The sequence below is a fragment of the Endozoicomonas montiporae CL-33 genome, from assembly GCF_001583435.1.
Classification (GTDB): domain Bacteria; phylum Pseudomonadota; class Gammaproteobacteria; order Pseudomonadales; family Endozoicomonadaceae; genus Endozoicomonas_A; species Endozoicomonas_A montiporae.
Window position 1 is genome coordinate 4,667,657 of record NZ_CP013251.1, and the last position, 18,708, is coordinate 4,686,364.

Below are 18,708 nucleotides of genomic sequence, written 5' to 3' on the forward strand. Positions count from 1 at the left end.
TTCTAAGGATTGCCTGTGAATCAACGCTCCCAACAAAATAATGCACAAAAAACAGGGAGGTGCATAGTCAATATGACTGCGAGGTAACATTATGGGCTTTAATAACGGTGCGAATCGGCTTATACCCTGTGCCTTCTATCTCTGCAGTGTAATACCAACTCCACCTTCTAAACATGAATTGCGCAGCCATTCTTGTTCAGGGAAATCCCGATCAAACTGATCAAAAATAGCCAGATTTTCATCCAGCAGAACACCCAAACCTAAGCCTTCACACTCAGACTCCGGCAAGTGCTGTAAAAACCGGCTTGCCATACGAGGCCCGAGAGCAACAAGTCTGAAAATGTGATCTGGATTCAGAAGCCTTTTATCCAAAGCGCTTTTGATAGCACCACTGTGAATGATCAGACTCAGAAAAGCAGGTTGGCGGTAATAATGACCATTGAGATGCGCAAGAAAACCAACGCAGAGCCCGCCATAACTGCTGATTTGAACAGGTAGATATAGCCTACTCCTGACCATATGACCGAAAACTCGCAATCCGCTCCGTCACTCCGGCTTAAGCTGCACACGTTAGCCTAAAGTCTAAAAGCCCGAGAGGTCAGATCCTGATAGTGTTGGGTCGTCTCATAATAATAAGAACAATAAAAGAAACAAGAGAAACCTCCCATGCAAGATAAACAAGAGGCTCACGCCTACTGGAAAGAGAACATAAAGCTGTTACTCAGCCTGTTGGTTGTCTGGTTTGTGGTCTCATTCGGTTGCGGCATTCTGTTCGTCGATGAACTCGACAAAATCACGGTCTCCGGCTTTCCTCTGGGATTCTGGTTCGCCCAACAAGGCTCCATTTTCTCGTTCGTCGCCATTATCTTTTTCTACATCTGGCGCATGAATGTCCTTGATCACAAATACAATGTCTACGAAGAGGAGGAGCAGTCATGAGTACCGCCATGATGACTTACCTCTTTATCGGGGCAACATTCGCCTTGTATATAGGCATAGCGATCTGGTCAAGAGCCGGATCAACCAAAGAATACTATGTGGCAGGAAAAGGCGTTCATCCGGTGGCTAACGGTATGGCCACCGGCGCTGACTGGATGTCAGCCGCTTCGTTTATTTCGATGGCCGGTATCATTTCCTTTATGGGTCGTGATGGTGCTGTCTATCTAATGGGCTGGACCGGTGGTTATGTGTTGCTGGCCATGTGTCTTGCACCCTACCTGCGGAAATTTGGCAAGTTCACGGTGCCCGATTTTATCGGTGAGCGTTACTACTGTCAGACAGCCCGGATGGTTGCAGTGATCTGCGTCATCTTTATTTCCTTCACCTACGTTGCCGGTCAAATGCGCGGCGTCGGTATTGTCTTTTCCCGTTATCTGGAAGTGGACATCACGCTGGGTGTTATTATCGGAATGGCCATTGTCTTCTTCTACGCCGTTCTCGGTGGCATGAAAGGCATTACCTATACCCAGGTAGCTCAATACTGCGTCATGACCTTTGCCTTCATGGTGCCCGCCATTTTCATCTCCATGATGATTACCGGAAATCCGATCCCTCAGCTGGGCTTCGGTAGTGAAGTAAGGGGAACAGGACTGTCGGTGTTAGAAAAACTCGATGGCCTTTCAGCCGAACTGGGCTTTGATCAATATACCAGCGGCAGCAAATCGACCATTGACGTCTTCTTTATTACCATGGCTCTGATGGTGGGAACGGCAGGTCTGCCCCACGTTATCGTCCGCTTCTTCACCACGCCAACCGTTCGTGATGCCCGTAAATCAGCCGGTTACGCTCTGCTGTTCATCGCGATTCTTTACACCACAGCACCAGCCGTTGCCGCTTTTGCCCGTATCAACCTGCTGAATACCGTGAGCGAAAGCTCTTATGAAAAACTGCCCGAGTGGTTTGCCAACTGGGAAAATTCCGGCCTGATCGCCTGGATGGACAAGAACGAAGACGGCAAGATTCAGTACACTGCCGGTGCAGCCATGGCCGGTAAGCCAAGCTTTACCGAAGAACGTGGCGACCATGGTCAGCGTCTGGTTAACAACACCGCTACCGACAATGGTAACGAGCTGTATGTTGATCATGACATCATGGTTCTGGCTAATCCGGAAATTGCACAGCTGCCTTCCTGGGTCATCGCCCTGATTGCTGCCGGTGGTCTGGCAGCGGCGTTATCCACAGCTGCAGGTCTGCTGCTGGTAATATCTACATCGATCTCCCATGACTTGCTGAAAAAGAACCTGATGCCCCATATCACGGATAAGCAGGAACTGTTGGCTGCACGCTTGGCCGCTGCCGTCGCAGTGGTGGTTGCCGGTCTGTTCGGTATCTATCCTCCGGGCTTTGTGGCACAGGTGGTGGCCTTTGCCTTCGGGTTGGCAGCCTCGTCGTTCTTCCCTGCCATTCTGCTGGGCATCTTCTACAAGCGTATGAACCGCGAAGGCGCTGTGAGCGGCATGATTGCCGGTCTGGTGTTCACCTTCTCTTACATTGTGTACTTCAAGTTCATTAACCCGGCTGCCAATACTGCAGATCACTGGTTGTTCGGTATTTCTCCGGAAGGCATCGGTACTCTGGGCATGCTGATCAACTTCAGCATTGCCATGGTTGTTTGCCACCTGACTGCAGCTCCACCCAAAGAGGTACAGGATATGATCGAAGATATCCGTATCCCAAGTGGCGCTGGCGCACCGGTTGAAGAAGGCATTACCAGCCGTCCGGCAGACAGTGTCAGTTAATCCAACACGTTAAAAGCACCTATGGGGGAAGCACAGGCTTCCCCCATTGCTTTCTGCCCCCCATCATTTCCTGATAGTCTTTCCTACTTTCTACATCTCACGCAATGGAGTGACACTCACATGCCTAATACTGTTTTTATTACCGGAGCCACTTCAGGATTTGGTGAAGCCTGTGCACGCCGATTTGCCAGCGCAGGCTGGAATCTGGTGATGACCGGCCGTCGTCAGGAACGACTGAGTGCTTTAAAGGAAGAACTGCAGCAACAGTGCAAGGTTCATACAATCACCCTGGATGTCAGACATCAGGAAGATATTCAGCGCGCCGTCAGCGAACTGCCCGACGATTTCAGTGATATCCACACACTCATCAACAATGCCGGACTGGCACTGGGCACAGAACCCGCTGACGAATGTGACACAGAGCAGTGGATAAACATGATTGATACCAACATCAAAGGGCTGGTAATGATGACTCATGCCCTGTTACCTGCCCTGAAGAAAAACAACAGTGGCAGTATTATTAACATTGGCTCGGTGGCAGGAACATGGCCTTACCCTGGCGGCAACGTTTACGGAGGCACCAAAGCGTTTGTCAAACAATTTTCCCTGAATCTGCGCTGTGACCTGTTGGGAACCGGTGTACGAGTGACGAACATTGAACCGGGACTGGCAGAAACCGAATTCTCTGTGGTTCGATTCAATGGCGATCAGTCCAAAGCCGATGCAGTTTACGATGGCATGCAGCCTTTGACGGCAGACGATATTGCCGACACCGTTTTCTGGACAGCCAGCCGTCCGGACCATGTCAACATTAACAGTCTGGAAATTATGCCAACACAACAGGCATGGTCAGGCTTTGCGGTTGATCGCAAAAGTTAACAGTGAATACCACAAAGCTTTCGGTAAAATGTCACTAAAAGTTGATCTGTGACATCAAACTATCAGCAGAATTCAATAATACTTACTCACGTCAGTCCTGAGAGGTCTTCTGGCATTCGATACATGGGGTGAATGTCAGAAGATCGCTTTAAATGCCCACATCGTATAACTACGACTGTTCAAGGCAGTAATACCCAGACCTTGAACTCTCTTTGGTTATTTTTTAACCAACCTTATAACTTCCAGCATTTATAATTCATTCCTCACTTATCCACAGGAAATCCAGTGTGTTGATCAGTGTTTCTGTTAACAAACCATGAACAAGTTTTTTATACACAGGTAGACATAAACCACTAACACAAAACCGCATCACCCGTATTCACCGCAAAACCACTGCAACCAACAACGATTAAATAAAATAAACCGACGTTTTATTCTGTTGATTGAAGACGGTCTCTAATACCAATTCCGTTTTCTAAATATGACTATGAGCAAGTCATTCCAAATCGCTGGGCAAGGAAGAATAACGAGTAATAGCTGGGTATTGCGAGGAGTTCTGACGCAAAACCAGTGGTTTGGAATGGCTGCGCAATTCATGTTTAGAAGATGGAATTGGTATCATTTACAAGAAACCGATACGAAGCATTCAGGCTTTCTGATAAGGTCGATATAAAGTTCGCGATTATTTCCATGCTTTACCGAAATACATTTTTATCAATATTCCGGCTGCTGTCTGTTTGCCTGATGCTTTTCTCTGCCAATCTGATGGCAGACACTACCGACTGGATATTTAGCTCGGAGCAGCCCAGTGCCAAAATTCGGTTACTGTTTTCCGGAGACATTAATGAAGCTGAAAATCAGGTGTACGCCGGCTTACAGGTAGAGCTGGACTCCCCCTGGAAAACATACTGGCGTTCTCCGGGCGAAGCGGGCATTCCACCAGCATTTCGCTGGCAGGAAAACCAGAACATTATTGATGTACAGTGGCTCTGGCCGACTCCGGAGCGTTTTGATCTGCTCGGAATACAAACACTGGGCTATGAGGGCAGCGTCGTATTTCCTCTACTGATTACGGTTAACGACCTGAATGCACCCGTCACAATGGATGGTCTTCTCAGGTTATCTTCCTGTACGACCATCTGTGTTCTGAGTGATTTCAAAATACAGAAGTCGTTTATTCCCAGTCAGCTTAAAGCAGACTTCGAAGCCGCTTCACTCATTAATAAAGCCCTTTTGCAAATACCGAAAACAAATGGCTCGAACCAGCTCGCTGTAGAGTCGGCTCACTGGAAGGCATCAGGCAGCACGGTAGTCATCAGCGCATCAGCCCCCAACGGATGGCACAACCCCGATATCATTATTGATGGTTTGCAGGACATCAGCTTTTCTGAACCGGAACTGCGAATAGAAGGAACCCGGTTACAGGCCTTCATAACTGCTGACAGCTGGCTGGGGGATGTGGACCTGCAGGAAAAGACTATCATCGTGACACTGATCAACGGAGAACAGGCGGTTGAAGCCAGTATCCTTATCAGTGATAGCCCCATTACAGAATTACCATCACACCAGTCACCTCTCTTAGTCATGCTCCTGTTTGCCTTTCTGGGTGGCTTTATTCTCAACCTTATGCCCTGCGTGCTGCCCGTGCTGGGTATAAAACTGTCGTCTGTGGTGCAGGCAACGGGGCAGGGTCAGAAAACCATTCGCTGGCAATTTCTGAGTTCTGCTGCTGGCATTCTGGTGTCCTTCTGGCTGCTGGCCGTTTTTCTGTTGATATTAAAATGGACAGGAAGCAGCCTTGGCTGGGGCATTCAGTTTCAAAACCCATGGTTTATCAGTTTCATGGCTCTGGTGACGGGTGGGTTCGCTGCCAACCTGCTGGGAGCCTTTGAAATTCAGCTCCCCTCTTCACTGAATACCCGTCTCGCCACATCAGGAAACAACAGCCTGAAAGGCCACTTTGTGCAGGGAATGTTTGCCACTCTGCTGGCAACACCGTGTTCTGCGCCTTTCCTTGGAACTGCAGTCGCCTTTGCCCTGAACACGGGCGAAGTGCAACTGCTGGCTATTTTTTCGACCATGGGTATTGGACTGGCAGTGCCGTATATTCTGGTCGCAGCGTTCCCTGCCGTACTGTCATGGTTGCCAAAACCCGGTCTCTGGATGATAAAGCTGCGCAAAGTCCTTGCGTTACTACTGATCATGACAACCCTGTGGCTGGTCAACCTTCTTAAGGTTCATCTGGTTCAGCCGTGGCAGCTAATTCTGATGCTTGCCACCGTTACTGTTTGCAGTTACCTGCTGTTAACGTCTTTTTTAAAATCATCTCAGCCAATCAGACTGATAACCAGCCTGTTAGCCGCTACTTTATTAACTTTTTCATGGCAGGTGTCTGATCAAAAAAACGCACTGTTTGCCGCCTCATTTTTAACACCTGCACAGCCTTTGCATTGGGAAGCACTCGATGCCAGTGCTATTGAAACTTACGTTAACGATGGGAAAACCGTATTTATTGATATCACGGCTGACTGGTGCGTCACCTGCAAAGCCAACAAACTGCGAGTGCTTGATCGCGACCCGGTTTTCTCTGCATTGCAGGACGAGCAAATTGTTCTGATGCGAGGGGACTGGACGACACCGTCAGAAGCTGTAAACCGATATCTGGAGCAAAACCATCGGTTCGGTGTACCGTTTAACAAGGTATATGGACCAGCCGCTAAAGAAGGTATTCCTTTACCGGTTTTGCTCGACCACAACTCTGTACTGGATGCACTGACAAGCAGTCAGACAATACAATAATTCGTAATGGATAACGCTATGAAATGTTCGATGAAAAAACTGTTTTCTACAATAACGCTACTGACAGCTGTAAGCACCATAACTCCCTTGTCTGCTGCACCTCTCGACGCAGATCAGCAACAGCTGGTTCGGGAACTGGTTCGTTCAACTCTGATTGAAAACCCGGAAATCTTTGTCGAAGTGATGGGCGAACTGCAAAAACGCGAAAGACAGGCACAAGCCGATGCTCAGAGAGCCAGTCTGGATAACAATAAAGACCGTTTGTTTAATACCTCTGGAGACCCTTTCATTGGAAACCCGAAAGGCAAACTCAGCATGGTGTATTTTGCCGATTACAACTGCGGTTTCTGCAAGCGTCAGGATCCGATTTTGGAACAAATGGTCAAGCAGTACCCGGATCTGAAAATCATTTATAAAGAGTTACCTGTGCTAGGAGAAACATCACGGGAGGCTGCAGAACTGGTATTGGCTGCTCATCAACATCATCCGGATATCTACCAGAAATTACACCAGCGTCTGATGGCTAAACCGGGCGGACATGACAGTGCCTCAATCGCTGCAGCCTTCAAAGCAGAAGGGCTTGATGTTGACGAACTCAGAAAAAAGGTAGACGGCACAATCAAAGCCACAATTGACAACAACCAGCGACTGGCTGCCGAATTAGGCATTCGCGGTACACCCGCCATGGTGTTTGCTGATGAAATTCTGGGTGGTTTTACCAATGCCGATCAGCTTTCAGACAAGGTTAAATCGCGACTGAATTAAGCCTACCAACAAACCGGCGAATACTATGAACCTGAAATTGCGCAAATGGACGATTGAACTGCTCCTCACGGTTTTTTTCGCCGGAGTCGTCGTTACCGGCTACAACATTTATCTGCAAAAAGATATGCCGAAAGGTTTGGCTCCCCAGATCGTGGCAAAGACGCTGGACGGTCACGCCGTTGATCTGCACAAGTTGTCGGAATCGGCACCGGTACTGGTCTATTTCTGGGCCAGCTGGTGCCGTGTCTGTCAATGGACCAGCCCGGCAGTCAGTAAACTGTCTGCCAATGGCAATTACCCCGTTGTCACCGTCGCCTTGTCCTCGGGCACCAATGAGCGAATTTCCGCATATATGAAGGCGAAAGATATAAAAATGCCTGTCATTAATGATGACGATGGAATCATCAGCAGAAACTGGGCAATTAGCGTAACACCCTCTTTTTTTATCGTTCGTAATGGTGAAATAACATCGGTGTTGACCGGAGTCACAACAAAGCCCGGACTTATGATTCGATTATTTTTAAATCGTTAACATTCAGGCAGCGCTATTTTTTATTAGCGGGTTAATTCATTTTGAAGGTATGAGGAAAAGTCAGGAGAATAAGGAAGGTTTAAAAAAACCTTCCTTAGAAAGACTTAAAGTTCGGTAACAATGCAGTCTTTGCGTTCTTTACCGGTACGCTTCAGGTAAGCAGAAAATTCGGCAGGAATACGACCAGTAGTCGCACCTTCCCAGGTCACAGTGGAGCCATCTTCAGCCTGGTATTCAAACTGGTAACGCTGACGGGTTTTGCCCTTACGGTTTGATTCGGCACCCTTGCCAACAACCGCCAGATCACCAATATCCAGACCTTTGTCCTGCATTTCTTTCAGAACCGCCTCAATCGCTTCACGCTTGCGCTCCTGTTCCTGCTCAACTTCTTTCAGAGCTTCCAGCTTTTCTTCATGGATGCTTTCAATTCGGCTAATCACACGCTGAATGTCTTCTACGTGCATATCCTGAAACAATTTGCGCAGCTGAACTTTGGATTTCAGAACATTCAGGGATTCTTCAAAAATATTCATTGAAAAGTAACCGGTAATAATGGATAAAAATTGCAAACGCCAGAATTTAACACCAGCTCTTGATAGATGCAAACGAGCATTAATTTATTTTTATCGACTTTTTATCTAATTCAAAGCAGGTGCAGGCTGTTTCAGCCATTAAACAGTTTTATCTGATAGTTATATTGGCTGGTCAAATCAAATATGGCGGCTTAAAAAATGAGTTCCGCCATATTCTTGATTCAAGTAGTCAAACTACATGATTAAACCATTCTCTTAATCTCTTTTTACTGCTGCAGGTGTGTTCCTTTCAGTCTTGCGATACCCCGGCCGAGGCTTAATGTGTACAATGTACCCAGACCCGCCATAATCTGTGGAACAGGGCCATAATAAACCGTAGCGAAGCCCGCTGCCCAAGACATAATGCTATCACCAACAGTAAAGTCTGTACCTGTATAAGGGTTTCTGGTCACGGGATATTGCCAGACACCCAGAAGACCACCTGCATTCGCAGTCACGTTGGGAGCAAAATCTCCATATAAGATCTTACCTGTGGTTGTATCCCACCACGCACTGGACGGTACCCATCGAAATAGCCAGGCTCCGGGAGCAGCAAGCGCTATATTCTTAATACCAAACCATGTCCAACCTGCGCCGGTGCTTAAAAACATCCCCAAGCCATGCATACAACTCTGCATGCAGCCTCTGATGCTTCGTCCGGCATTAGACTGGAGAGGAGCATTTTCCTTAACAAGAACCAGCTCACAGAGCTGATTATTGTGTACAGTTACAGCGTAACGGGTCTCACCAAACAGCTTTTTAATATCATCTTCAGCCTTTGAGACCACTTCAGGCTGTTCCGCTCTAATCGCTTTATTGGGGGCAATCCGGGTCATTGCCTCAATGTACTTAGACAGTCTGGTGTAGTCACCCTCTTTGGACTGAATCGGAAAGCATGTCGTTTTTTCTGGCTGATGTACGCCAGGCAAATAAGCATTGACATAATCAGCCACTCGCTGACCGACTGCCTCAAGCACCTGAGAACCTTGCGTTCCAGCTTCGAGCTCTTGAGGAGCTTCCAGAATGCCACAACTCTGAGAGCCCCGGATCAAAACCCTGTTTCTCGAGGTCGTATCGTTATCAGCATAAACACATTCAAATATCCTTTTTTCAACCAATTCCTTATCAGGGTTCACAGTCAGTGTGCTCGACTCTGACTCCTCTACGGTTTTTGAAGTCTGCATAACCAGATCTTGAAATGTCGCCGCTGTCGTCTGACGCTCTGTATCTAATGGCATACCCCAAGCAACCGTTGCTACCAGAGCAGCAAACAGGCCTGTCGCCCAAACTGTCTTTTTCACAAATTACCTCCCATTAGCCTGTTCTGACCACTGTTGACTCTGATAACAAAAGTACAGCGCTCATCGAATGAATAGATGAACCGGCTACTCTCTATCAGCTATCAGAAATCACTATCGCGGTTTGCAGCAGAAAGGCTCCGGTCACTGATTGCTGAAACCCGCCGGGAATAATCAGAGTGAAAAGCGCCTGCCAGCTACATCGCATAGAGCGTGTAATTAGCCCTGTGGTTTGTCTGAAAAGAGTCTAGAAGAGAATGGGCGTTGTTCCAGTGACATTTTAAACGAGCCGTTTTAATAACGGTTCAATGCAGCATTGTCAGAGAATTAATACCTCTGGCAATGTATTCCAGCCCCATTTGAATAGTGAGTAGATCAATCCTGTTGATCGAGCCAAAATCCTCTCAGCAGAGTCAATCTGTTTAGAAGAGAAAAACGGCAAATAGTTCCCAAAGGCATTTTACGGGGGGTTGTCGCAGATTAAGCCGAAACAATCGTTCCGGCTTGTATTTCATACGCTCAGGAGGCTGACCAATTTAAGAGGATTCCATCCGAAGCTCCTTACGCAGCACCTTGCCTACGGCTGACATGGGCAGCTCCTGCCGGAACTCGATATATTTAGGTACTTTATAACTGGTCAGCTGTTCACGGCACCACGCCCGAATATCGTCTTCGGTCAGAGAGGAATCCGATGTCACCACAAAGAGCTTAACCGCTTCCCCGGCTTTTACGTCGGGTACGCCAATAACGGCACACTGGTCAATCTTTTCATGGGCTGAAACCACATTTTCAATTTCATTCGGGTAGACGTTGAAACCGGAGACAATAATCAGATCTTTAATGCGATCCACAATGCGGATGTACCCATCTTCCTGAATCACTGCAATATCACCGGTATGCAACCAGCCTTCAGTATCCAGCACTTCAGCTGTGGCGTCAGGACGGTTCCAGTAACCTTTCATAATCTGTGGCCCTTTTACACACAGCTCACCTGGCTCGCCAGTGGTCATTTCCTGACCATCAGAACTGACCACTTTTATAGAGGTTGACGACAGTGCCGGACCCACCGTTCCCAACTGAGTTAATTCGCCTGCGGGGTTGGCTGCCACAATAGGCGCCGCTTCGGTAAGACCATAGCCTTCAGAAACAGGGCAACCTGTCACTTTGTGCCAGTGACGGGCAACAGATTCCTGCAACGCTGTACCGCCCGAATTGGTCACAGCCAGACCGGAGAAATCAAGCCGGTGGAATTCAGGGTGATTGAGCAGCCCCGCAAACAGCGTATTCAGACCAATGAAAGTATTGATCTGCCAGGGCTTCAGGGCAGAAATCAGGCTGTCCAGATCTCTGGGATTAGGGATAAGGATGCTATGAGCACCCAGCTCAAAGAATGAAAACAGATGCACGGTGAAGGCGTACACATGATACAGCGGTAGCGGTGCCACCACGATATCACCACGCAAATCAGAGATCAGCCGCCCTTCGCTATCAACCTGATGCCGAAGAGCCGAAGCCTGCAAGACGTTGGCAATGATATTTTTCTGGGTGAGCATGACCCCTTTGGCCACTCCGGTGGTACCACCGGTATATTGCAACAGCGCCAGATCATCCTGTTCATTCTCGGGCACCGGACAATAATCCGCCATCATGCCTTTCATCATGGCATCGTTAAACGACACGGCTTCAGGAAGACTGTATCTTGGCACCATCTTTTTAATGTGTTTAACCGCAAAATTGACCAGCAGCCGCTTCATCCAGGGCAGAGAATCCCCCATTTCGGTAACAATGACCTGCTCAAGACCGGTTTCAGGCAGAATCTCTTCAACAATATGTGCCACCGTGTTCAGGCACACCAGCAGTTTTGCCCCCGAGTCATTAAACTGGTGCAGCATTTCTCTGGCGGTATACAGGGGGTTGGTATTAACAATCACCATTCCTGCTTTGATCGCACCATAGACGACGATGGGGTACTGAAGCACATTGGGCAACTGAATGGCTATCCGGTCACCGGGCTGCAACGACGTATGCTTCTGCAGATAGGTGGCAAAGCCATTACTGAGTTCATTGATTTCGCCATAACTCAGGGTCTGGTTCATACAGGTGTAGGCAGGTCTGTCAGCAAAGCGCCTGACCGATGTATTAATCAGATCGGCCAGATTTCGATACTTCCCAAGATCAATAGCGTCTTCAATACCCGGAGCTCGTTTACCTTCCCAGAAACTGGCCTCCATGAAACACCTCTCATTGTTATCATTATTGTTAAAGGCTTTTTGACCTAATTGTTCAAGCTGATTTCCAGTATCTCACTCATAGACAGTGCATGTCGCCTGACTACATCCGGTACCCGAAAATCCATCTTTAAAATCACCGGCTTAATGAATCGCCACTTGGCCATAAATCGCCGGTCATCAACGGGCAGAGTCGTTAACAGTTTGTCCAGTTCTGCCACCATGGCCGGTAAGTCGTATTCATCGGTCAGCGGGTGAAACTCTCCAATCTCACTGGCCATAAAAATATAAACAGATGTCATCTGCAATAACAGGTCAATCTGTTCAGCGCGGGTATTGGCCTCTTTACTCTCGCTGATCTGGGCTCTGGCTATGGCGCTGAACGCCGCCATGGCATTCTCCACCCCTTCACCATAATGCCACCGGGGCAGCCCCTGCTGCTGCCAGTCCAGTGCATAGCTCTGAATGGCAGTCTGCAAATCGCCCATTGCTGACGCCAGTTGCTCATCTTCATCACTGACACTGAACAAATTCGTCGTAATGGTTCGCTCAAGCCTCAGGGCATCGGCTCCCGGACCATCCTGCTGATAGACGTCCGGCACCGACCATGCCTGAATTTTCAGACGATAACCGTCCATCATCAACGACAACAGATGATAGTCATTACCGGTGTAAGACCACGCAAGACCCGGAAAAAGTAACAGCGTTAAGAATAATTTTTTCAGGTTGGATAGCCGGAAAGCTTTTGATCCCTGAGACCATGTTCTGTACATATTTTGCCCTGAATGATTGTTATTATTTTTAAAAAGGTACTGCAGCTTTAGCCATTGTGGCTGCCTGCTATTCAGGCTCATATAAACATACGACAGGAGAATAACGATTTATTACTGAAAATGCAGTATATATTACTGAAAAAGTCGCTAATAGAGTGAATCTGAAAAGCCTGAAGTATTCAGCTGCTATCATAGAATACTGTTACCCCACTAACAGAACTGACAATGTATAAAGCTCCTCTGTTTGCATTCGCTTCTCTATGCATAATGGCAGCATACATAAAAGCTGAACCTTACAGTTATGAACTGGTTAACAGTCCAAACGTGGAGCTACTGACATCAGTAGCGCCCACCAACGTAGACATCACTATCAATAATAAAACAAAACATGACATACCCGTCTACGTGGACTTTGGCGGTCTGGAAAAAGTTCCGGAGCAAACACCCAAACCAAAAACCGTATACACAATCAGCTCAGGAAAGGAAACCACCTACACCTTGAAAAAGCCATCTGACGGTGGCTATTTCATTGTATACAGTGCCAGCGATCATAACTTTCCCATAATTGCCGTTAACGGAGCCAGCTATGGCGGACCGGTCAACAGCTTGCTGAACAAAGTACCCTGCGGGGTCGAACACATCTGTACAGAAACCTATAAGCCAATTATCAATAATGACGAGTTAGAGCTTTATGTTTCGCTGGAAGATAATCACTAAGTCGCTGTTGGTAGCAAGCCGTTCAGTTGCGACACCTGATTACTGTCAGATTGCAGCAATGCCTGCTTCTTCTGCTTCGGCCACTTTTTGATTTCGGCTTCCCGTCTTGATGCCGTTGAACGGTCATGCCCCGGCTCAAAATACGCCAGCCATGTCGGTTTTCGCCCACGAAAATAACGCGCTCCGCCTTTACCATCACTGTGCTGCTTCCAGCGTCGGCAGATATCGGTGGTGATTCCCGTGTAAAGGGAATGATCGCTGGCAATGATGATGTAAACAGACCAGTTCATAAGTACCTGATTCAATAGCTGACCTTGCAAATGTAACAGAGAACCTAAGAGTGACAGAAGTAGAAACATGCTTTTTTTGATGCCAGAGAGATCTTGAACCGGGCCTGAAATATGGAAAATTGCTATTGCTCAGGCTGCCTTTCAAGGAAAGGCGAACAAAAGAACTGGTAGGTCCCTCACAACATCAGGCAGAGTCATCATAGCCTGGCACTTGGGACCAGGTTGAATCATGGCTACAGGCGCTCAGAAGCGCTATTTCTCAACGGTGGCACAAAATTACAAAAATATTTGCTTATTTACAGGGCTGAATAGTTAGGATTTTTGTCTATATTGAGCATCCTGACCAAGAAATCAATGAAATACATCGCATGAAAGGATAGGGCATGATTAATATACATCAGCTGGGTTTATCATTATCACTTATCGGAGCCTGCTGCCAGGCTGCTGGAACAGAACCATTAACGGACACTCCAACTCCAGCAGACATTAGAGATTTGCTTTTATATTCCTATTCAAAAAAAGCAATCTTAAATGAAATAATAAATCAACCTGACTGGAGTCACTTGATCCACCTTTCAAAACAATCAATTCTGGCCTATCCAGTCTCAGGAGGTTCTCGCCCTGACGAACCTGGCAGAACAGCTACCCCAAGCACCAGCGGAGAGAACTTATCCCACCCACACCAAGTGGCTCCTGATGCGAACTGGGATGACTATTATGATGATGAAGAGGATGACGCGATAGGCAGTGGAGGGCCAATGAGTTTAATTTCAGCAATGGCAGGTAGCATGTATGAAAGCATGATAGCAAATCCTGTAGGTGCCGACCTTAGTAGCGAAGAAAAAGATGCTGTTGAGTTTAATGCAACCGTTAATTTATACATAGATTCCTCAATATACCCCTATTTTTTCGATCTGATACAGTTGGCTGGGCATGCTGCCGAAATCAGAGGCCGATTGAAGCCAGCGTTGATGGCGGATATAAACAGTCTGATAGAGAAAGTTCTGAAACAGGAAGGGAAAACTCTCGAAGAACTGACTAGCAACCATAAACTTTTCCAATGGATTCGATGGCTCAGAGCATCAAATATCATACATACGCTAAACAGGATCTACTGTGACATTCAGAACCAGCCTGACGGTATGAATTCTGCGCGGCTAATGGTAACGTATTCAGACCTGAGAAGTATGATCCGATTCTATAATGCGCTAGCTGGTCTGAACTTGGATGATGTTGTTTTTTCAGATGTGGTTAGGAATTTTTTGTCGCAGATGGTAGAAGGCAACATTCCCTCCGAAGAGAGTGGTATTATACCCATCATGGAACAACCTTTAACCATTGTAGTAATCGCCATTGTTTATCAATCTTCTTTAATTGATGCCTTGATTAAGGGAAATCACATTATCTTTAATTTAAACTCATTTATAAATAATAGAGCGTTGTATAGAGAACGTTATTCAAGCTTAGTAGCCAGCCTTAGAAAAGTCATCGCAAATTTATTAGTTGTCGAAGAGGAAGATCAAAGTAAGAAAGATAGGAGAATTGAACGGTGTGCATTAGCTATTATTCATATTCTGTTAAATGAAGCACCCCTTATGTCACAATTATCTTCTGGTTCATTAACATCAGTAGCTGAGCAACCTGCATCTGTCGAAGCAGCTAGTGAAACCCTGTTTGCAATACTGAACAGTTTTGCAGTGCATTCTGAAGCACAATCTGTAGCAGTAATTATTGCCATGCTGAATATGCCTTATTTGATCGGTATACTTAATCGGATAGTAGCGAGCAATCAACATCAAAACCTTCCACAGGTATTTAACTGGATATCTGAACGATACACGACCATTGTCAACAACACCAGCGACGACTCGAGTCGGCTTATACTCGAAGGAGCTATTGAAGCACTTGCTCATCCACCCGAGGTTTTAGAATGCGATAATGGCCCACTAACCAGTTTGGTTAACGAGTGGTTAATCACAATTCAACCGGAATCCTTGTCAGATGCTGGTGACTTTGAAGTAACAGATATAGAGGAGCATACTGTTAAAGTCGATGCTAATGCTGTAATTTCAGCATTGAAGAAATTACATCCCTCCATCGTCAAATGGACAAATAAAGATGCCTCAGAAATCAAGAAAAGAATGAGTACCCTATGGAAAAGAAGTTATTAGGTTCGTTATAAGCCTGACTTTTCGGCTACAACGGATGCAATAAAATTACTAATGATTTCAGAGTGGTGTTCTATCCATTTATGATTCTCATCAAGATCAATGTAGGGTATATATTTTGAGCAAACCGGCCATTGGCTGGTTTCATTGTTCCCATGTGCTATTGAAAAAAACAGGCAGGCTACCAACAAAGAGTACTTCATTACCTCAGGGTTGTTCCAAAGTTCCATATGAAAATGCGAGTATAGCTGTCAACCATTAACCCAATAGTGGCAAAATGCTCAGAGAGACTCCAACCTGGGCAGCCACCACAACAGCACCAGTGATTGTGGCAATGGCCAGACCAACAATACCACCCGGTGCCTGGTAAGGCTCTTCCATATGCAGTCGGCGCACTTTCCAGACCATCAGAACGGGAAGAAATACGGCCAGCACAATCAAAGCTACCGCAGCATAACCAAGGGCAAGAATGAAACCATCAGGGTAGTAAATCGCCACCAGCATCGGAATCAGCAGTGTTAACAGAATGGTTCGCTCCCGACCGGCAAAGCCGCTGCGGCTGTTATGGGATAGTTCTGACAGATAATCAAACAACCCAAGCGCCACACCAAGAAACGATGTTGCCAGAGCAAACGCTGCAAACACACTGATCATCAGGCTGAAATACCCAACAGACGACACTTGACCAACGGTAGTCATCAGACTGTTCACTGAATCTGGCTGGCTCGCCACCTCCAGAATAGTGGTATGTGATAGCGCCCCCACCGTCGATACACTCCAAAGAGCGTATAAAATAAAGGGCAGAACACTGCCTATCAGCAAAGCCTTGCTGAACTTGGCCGGACAACCCTCAACGTAGCGAACCACCGTGGGCACAACAACATGGTAACCAAACGAGGTATACAACACCGGCAGAGCTGCCAGCAACATGGGCGCCGGACCACTTTTAATCGCCAGATTTTCCAATTGTCCGTGTGGAAACAAAGACACCAGAATAACCAGCATCAACAGCAACATGGAAACAAACATGACCCGGTTGCAAATATCCACCAGCGCCGTACCCACAAGAACCACAAACCCGACCAGACAGGTCACCACCACTACGGATAGCCAGTAGGGCACCTTGAGGCCCGCCATCATTAAAATACTGTTGAGCTGAGAAGCACCACCGGCAATGTACGCAGCACACAGTGCATAATAAAGAAACAGCATGGCAACAACCGCCACCGCCTGACCATTTCGCCCCAGCAACAACCCGACCACACCATGCAGGTTCTCAGCCTCCGGGCAAGCCCGACAGGCTTCAGCAATCAGCAAACCTCCGTAGGCAGCCAGCAGCCAGGTAAGGAACATCAGGGTCATTGCAGCCCACAGCCCGGTCAATGCAGAGATGATAGGCAGTGCCAGCATTCCGGCACCGATGGATGTGCCAGCAATAAGCAAAGCACTACCTAACGTTTGGCTCTTCATTCTTATTAAGGGTTCGCATGACTGAAGTAACTGATGTTACGCACCTTAAAGGAAGGAATCAGGGCTACAGAGCAATGACCTCGTTCGGAAATCTTGATGATTCGTAGAGGGTGCGTAACTCCAGTGAAGTAATAACCTTACAAAGTAGCAGCTGAATTGACTTAGAAACAAAGCAAATATAAGCCCACCTTGATAAAAAACCGAATAAGCCACCGTTCATCTGGCCAGTGATGGTTGAATATCTATTGCCTGACCCTCTTATCCCGTTACCATTAACCAATAACGTAATGAGGTGTGCAGTGGGCAACTCACACCTGAAAGCAGGATTTTTACTCTATGATGATTTATCTGGTAGGCGGCGCTGTCAGAGACAAACTGCTGGGGCTACCTGTAAAAGACCGGGACTGGGTGGTGGTCAACAGCACACCCGATGAAATGCTACAACGGGGCTTTCAGCCAGTTGGACAGGACTTTCCGGTTTTTCTGCATCCGGACACCAAAGAAGAATACGCACTGGCCAGAACCGAGCGAAAGTCAGGACACGGTTATGCGGGTTTTACCTTCCATACAGATCAGAACGTCACCCTGGAGCAGGACCTGATTCGCCGGGATTTGACCATTAACGCCATGGCTGAATCCCCGGAAGGTGAGATTATCGACCCTTATCAGGGGCAGCAGGATTTAGAACAACGGTTACTCAGGCATGTTTCCCCGGCTTTTCAGGAAGACCCTCTGAGAATTCTGCGTGTGGCACGTTTTGCCGCCCGCTTCGCCAATCTTGGGTTTACCATTGCCGACGATACCATGGCTCTGATGGCACATATGGTCAGCGAGGGAGAAGCCAGTTATCTTGTGCCGGAAAGAGTCTGGCAGGAAACCGCCCGTGCCCTGATGGAGCAACGCCCTGAAATCTATTTCCTGACTCTGATGAGCTGCAATGCCCTGAATGCGGTTCTGCAAGAATGGCAACCCTTCCTGATGGGTTCTCCCCATTGTCTTGCAGCCTTGCAACGAGCCGCTGAGCACAACGCTTCTGAAACAGTACGCTTTGCCTGCCTGTTTGCACCGAATTCACAAACAGAAGAAAACAGCCTTAAACGCTTCTTTAAACGCATGCGCTTCCCTTCCTCACACAGTGAACTGGCTTTGCTGGTCTACCAGCAGGCCGATAACGTGCCGGGCATTCTGGATAAACCCGATACTGAAGCCATTATGGGTCTGTTCGAAACAACCGACGCTCTGCGCCGTCCAGACCGCTTTAGGGAGTTCATTGCCGCAGCAGGTTACATTGCACAGGCAAAAGGGCTGAATGCTCCCGCATCCAGCCAGAACAGATTGTTCGATCTTTTGAAGCAATGCCAGGCCATTAATGCCAGAGAGATTGTTGCACAGGGGATAAAAGGCAAAGCTGTTGGGGAAAAGCTCCGTAAGTTGCGTCTGGAAGCATTGGAGCAGGCATTAAGCCGCTAAATTCAAGCA

General features: G+C 47.4%; 15 protein-coding genes. 9 read left to right on the forward strand and 6 right to left on the reverse strand.

Annotated features, from left to right (window positions below; genetic code table 11):
* Positions 1–666 precede the first annotated feature (666 nt).
* The 6 genes from EZMO1_RS21545 to EZMO1_RS21570 all read left to right on the forward strand — a co-directional run bounded on the left by EZMO1_RS21545 (position 667) and on the right by EZMO1_RS21570 (position 7,713).
* Positions 667–939 (forward strand): DUF4212 domain-containing protein, encoded by a 273-nt coding sequence (locus EZMO1_RS21545; protein ID WP_034878280.1) that lies wholly within the window; start codon positions 667–669, stop codon positions 937–939.
* Entirely contained in the window at positions 936–2,738 is a 1,803-nt protein-coding gene (locus EZMO1_RS21550; protein WP_034878282.1) for a sodium:solute symporter family protein, read from the forward strand. Before EZMO1_RS21545 ends, EZMO1_RS21550 begins: the two co-directional genes overlap by 4 nt.
* A gap of 120 nt (positions 2,739–2,858) precedes the next feature.
* Positions 2,859–3,617 (forward strand): SDR family oxidoreductase, encoded by a 759-nt coding sequence (locus tag EZMO1_RS21555; protein WP_034878284.1) that lies wholly within the window; start codon positions 2,859–2,861, stop codon positions 3,615–3,617.
* A 744-nt stretch (positions 3,618–4,361) separates the two neighbouring features.
* On the forward strand, positions 4,362–6,416 hold the full coding sequence (locus tag EZMO1_RS21560) for a protein-disulfide reductase DsbD family protein (RefSeq protein ID WP_051790478.1): 2,055 nt from the start codon (positions 4,362–4,364) through the stop codon (positions 6,414–6,416).
* Positions 6,417–6,503: 87 nt separating this feature from the next.
* The gene (locus tag EZMO1_RS21565; protein ID WP_160174106.1) at positions 6,504–7,181 is read left to right on the forward strand and encodes a DsbA family protein; all 678 of its coding nucleotides are present in this window, start codon (positions 6,504–6,506) and stop codon (positions 7,179–7,181) included.
* 25 nt (positions 7,182–7,206) lie between these two features.
* The gene (locus EZMO1_RS21570; protein ID WP_034878288.1) at positions 7,207–7,713 is read left to right on the forward strand and encodes a protein disulfide oxidoreductase; all 507 of its coding nucleotides are present in this window, start codon (positions 7,207–7,209) and stop codon (positions 7,711–7,713) included.
* Between the two features lie 104 nt (positions 7,714–7,817).
* Here EZMO1_RS21570 and EZMO1_RS21575 read toward each other — a convergent pair whose 3' ends face one another.
* The 4 genes from EZMO1_RS21575 to EZMO1_RS21590 all read right to left on the reverse strand — a co-directional run bounded on the left by EZMO1_RS21575 (position 7,818) and on the right by EZMO1_RS21590 (position 12,584).
* Positions 7,818–8,246 carry an H-NS family histone-like protein gene (locus EZMO1_RS21575; RefSeq protein ID WP_034878290.1) on the reverse strand — a complete coding sequence of 143 codons (429 nt, stop codon included), beginning with the start codon at positions 8,244–8,246 and terminating at the stop codon, positions 7,818–7,820.
* A gap of 266 nt (positions 8,247–8,512) precedes the next feature.
* Complete coding sequence (locus EZMO1_RS21580) at positions 8,513–9,586, reverse strand: hypothetical protein (protein WP_034878292.1); 1,074 nt, start codon at positions 9,584–9,586, stop codon at positions 8,513–8,515.
* A gap of 533 nt (positions 9,587–10,119) precedes the next feature.
* Positions 10,120–11,814, reverse strand: a complete 1,695-nt coding sequence (locus EZMO1_RS21585; RefSeq protein WP_034878294.1) for an AMP-binding protein — start codon at positions 11,812–11,814, stop codon at positions 10,120–10,122.
* A gap of 44 nt (positions 11,815–11,858) precedes the next feature.
* Positions 11,859–12,584 carry a hypothetical protein gene (locus EZMO1_RS21590; protein WP_034878295.1) on the reverse strand — a complete coding sequence of 242 codons (726 nt, stop codon included), beginning with the start codon at positions 12,582–12,584 and terminating at the stop codon, positions 11,859–11,861.
* Between the two features lie 267 nt (positions 12,585–12,851).
* Between EZMO1_RS21590 and EZMO1_RS21595 the strand changes: the two genes are divergently transcribed.
* Positions 12,852–13,301 carry a hypothetical protein gene (locus EZMO1_RS21595; RefSeq protein ID WP_145912694.1) on the forward strand — a complete coding sequence of 150 codons (450 nt, stop codon included), beginning with the start codon at positions 12,852–12,854 and terminating at the stop codon, positions 13,299–13,301.
* On the opposite strand, the gene EZMO1_RS21600 is transcribed toward EZMO1_RS21595, so the two are convergent.
* Entirely contained in the window at positions 13,298–13,591 is a 294-nt protein-coding gene (locus EZMO1_RS21600) for a GIY-YIG nuclease family protein (protein WP_034878818.1), read from the reverse strand. The genes EZMO1_RS21595 and EZMO1_RS21600 overlap by 4 nt on opposite strands.
* A 383-nt stretch (positions 13,592–13,974) precedes the next feature.
* Here EZMO1_RS21600 and EZMO1_RS21605 point away from each other — a divergent pair, with 383 nt between their 5' ends.
* Entirely contained in the window at positions 13,975–15,762 is a 1,788-nt protein-coding gene (locus tag EZMO1_RS21605) for a hypothetical protein (RefSeq protein WP_034878299.1), read from the forward strand.
* 255 nt (positions 15,763–16,017) lie between these two features.
* Here EZMO1_RS21605 and EZMO1_RS21610 read toward each other — a convergent pair whose 3' ends face one another.
* Entirely contained in the window at positions 16,018–17,229 is a 1,212-nt protein-coding gene (locus EZMO1_RS21610; protein WP_034878300.1) for an amino acid permease, read from the reverse strand.
* Positions 17,230–17,565: 336 nt separating this feature from the next.
* Here EZMO1_RS21610 and EZMO1_RS21615 point away from each other — a divergent pair, with 336 nt between their 5' ends.
* A complete protein-coding gene (locus EZMO1_RS21615; protein ID WP_034878302.1) occupies positions 17,566–18,699 on the forward strand; it encodes a tRNA nucleotidyltransferase/poly(A) polymerase-related protein in 1,134 nt (377 codons plus the stop codon).
* Positions 18,700–18,708: the final 9 nt, after the last annotated feature.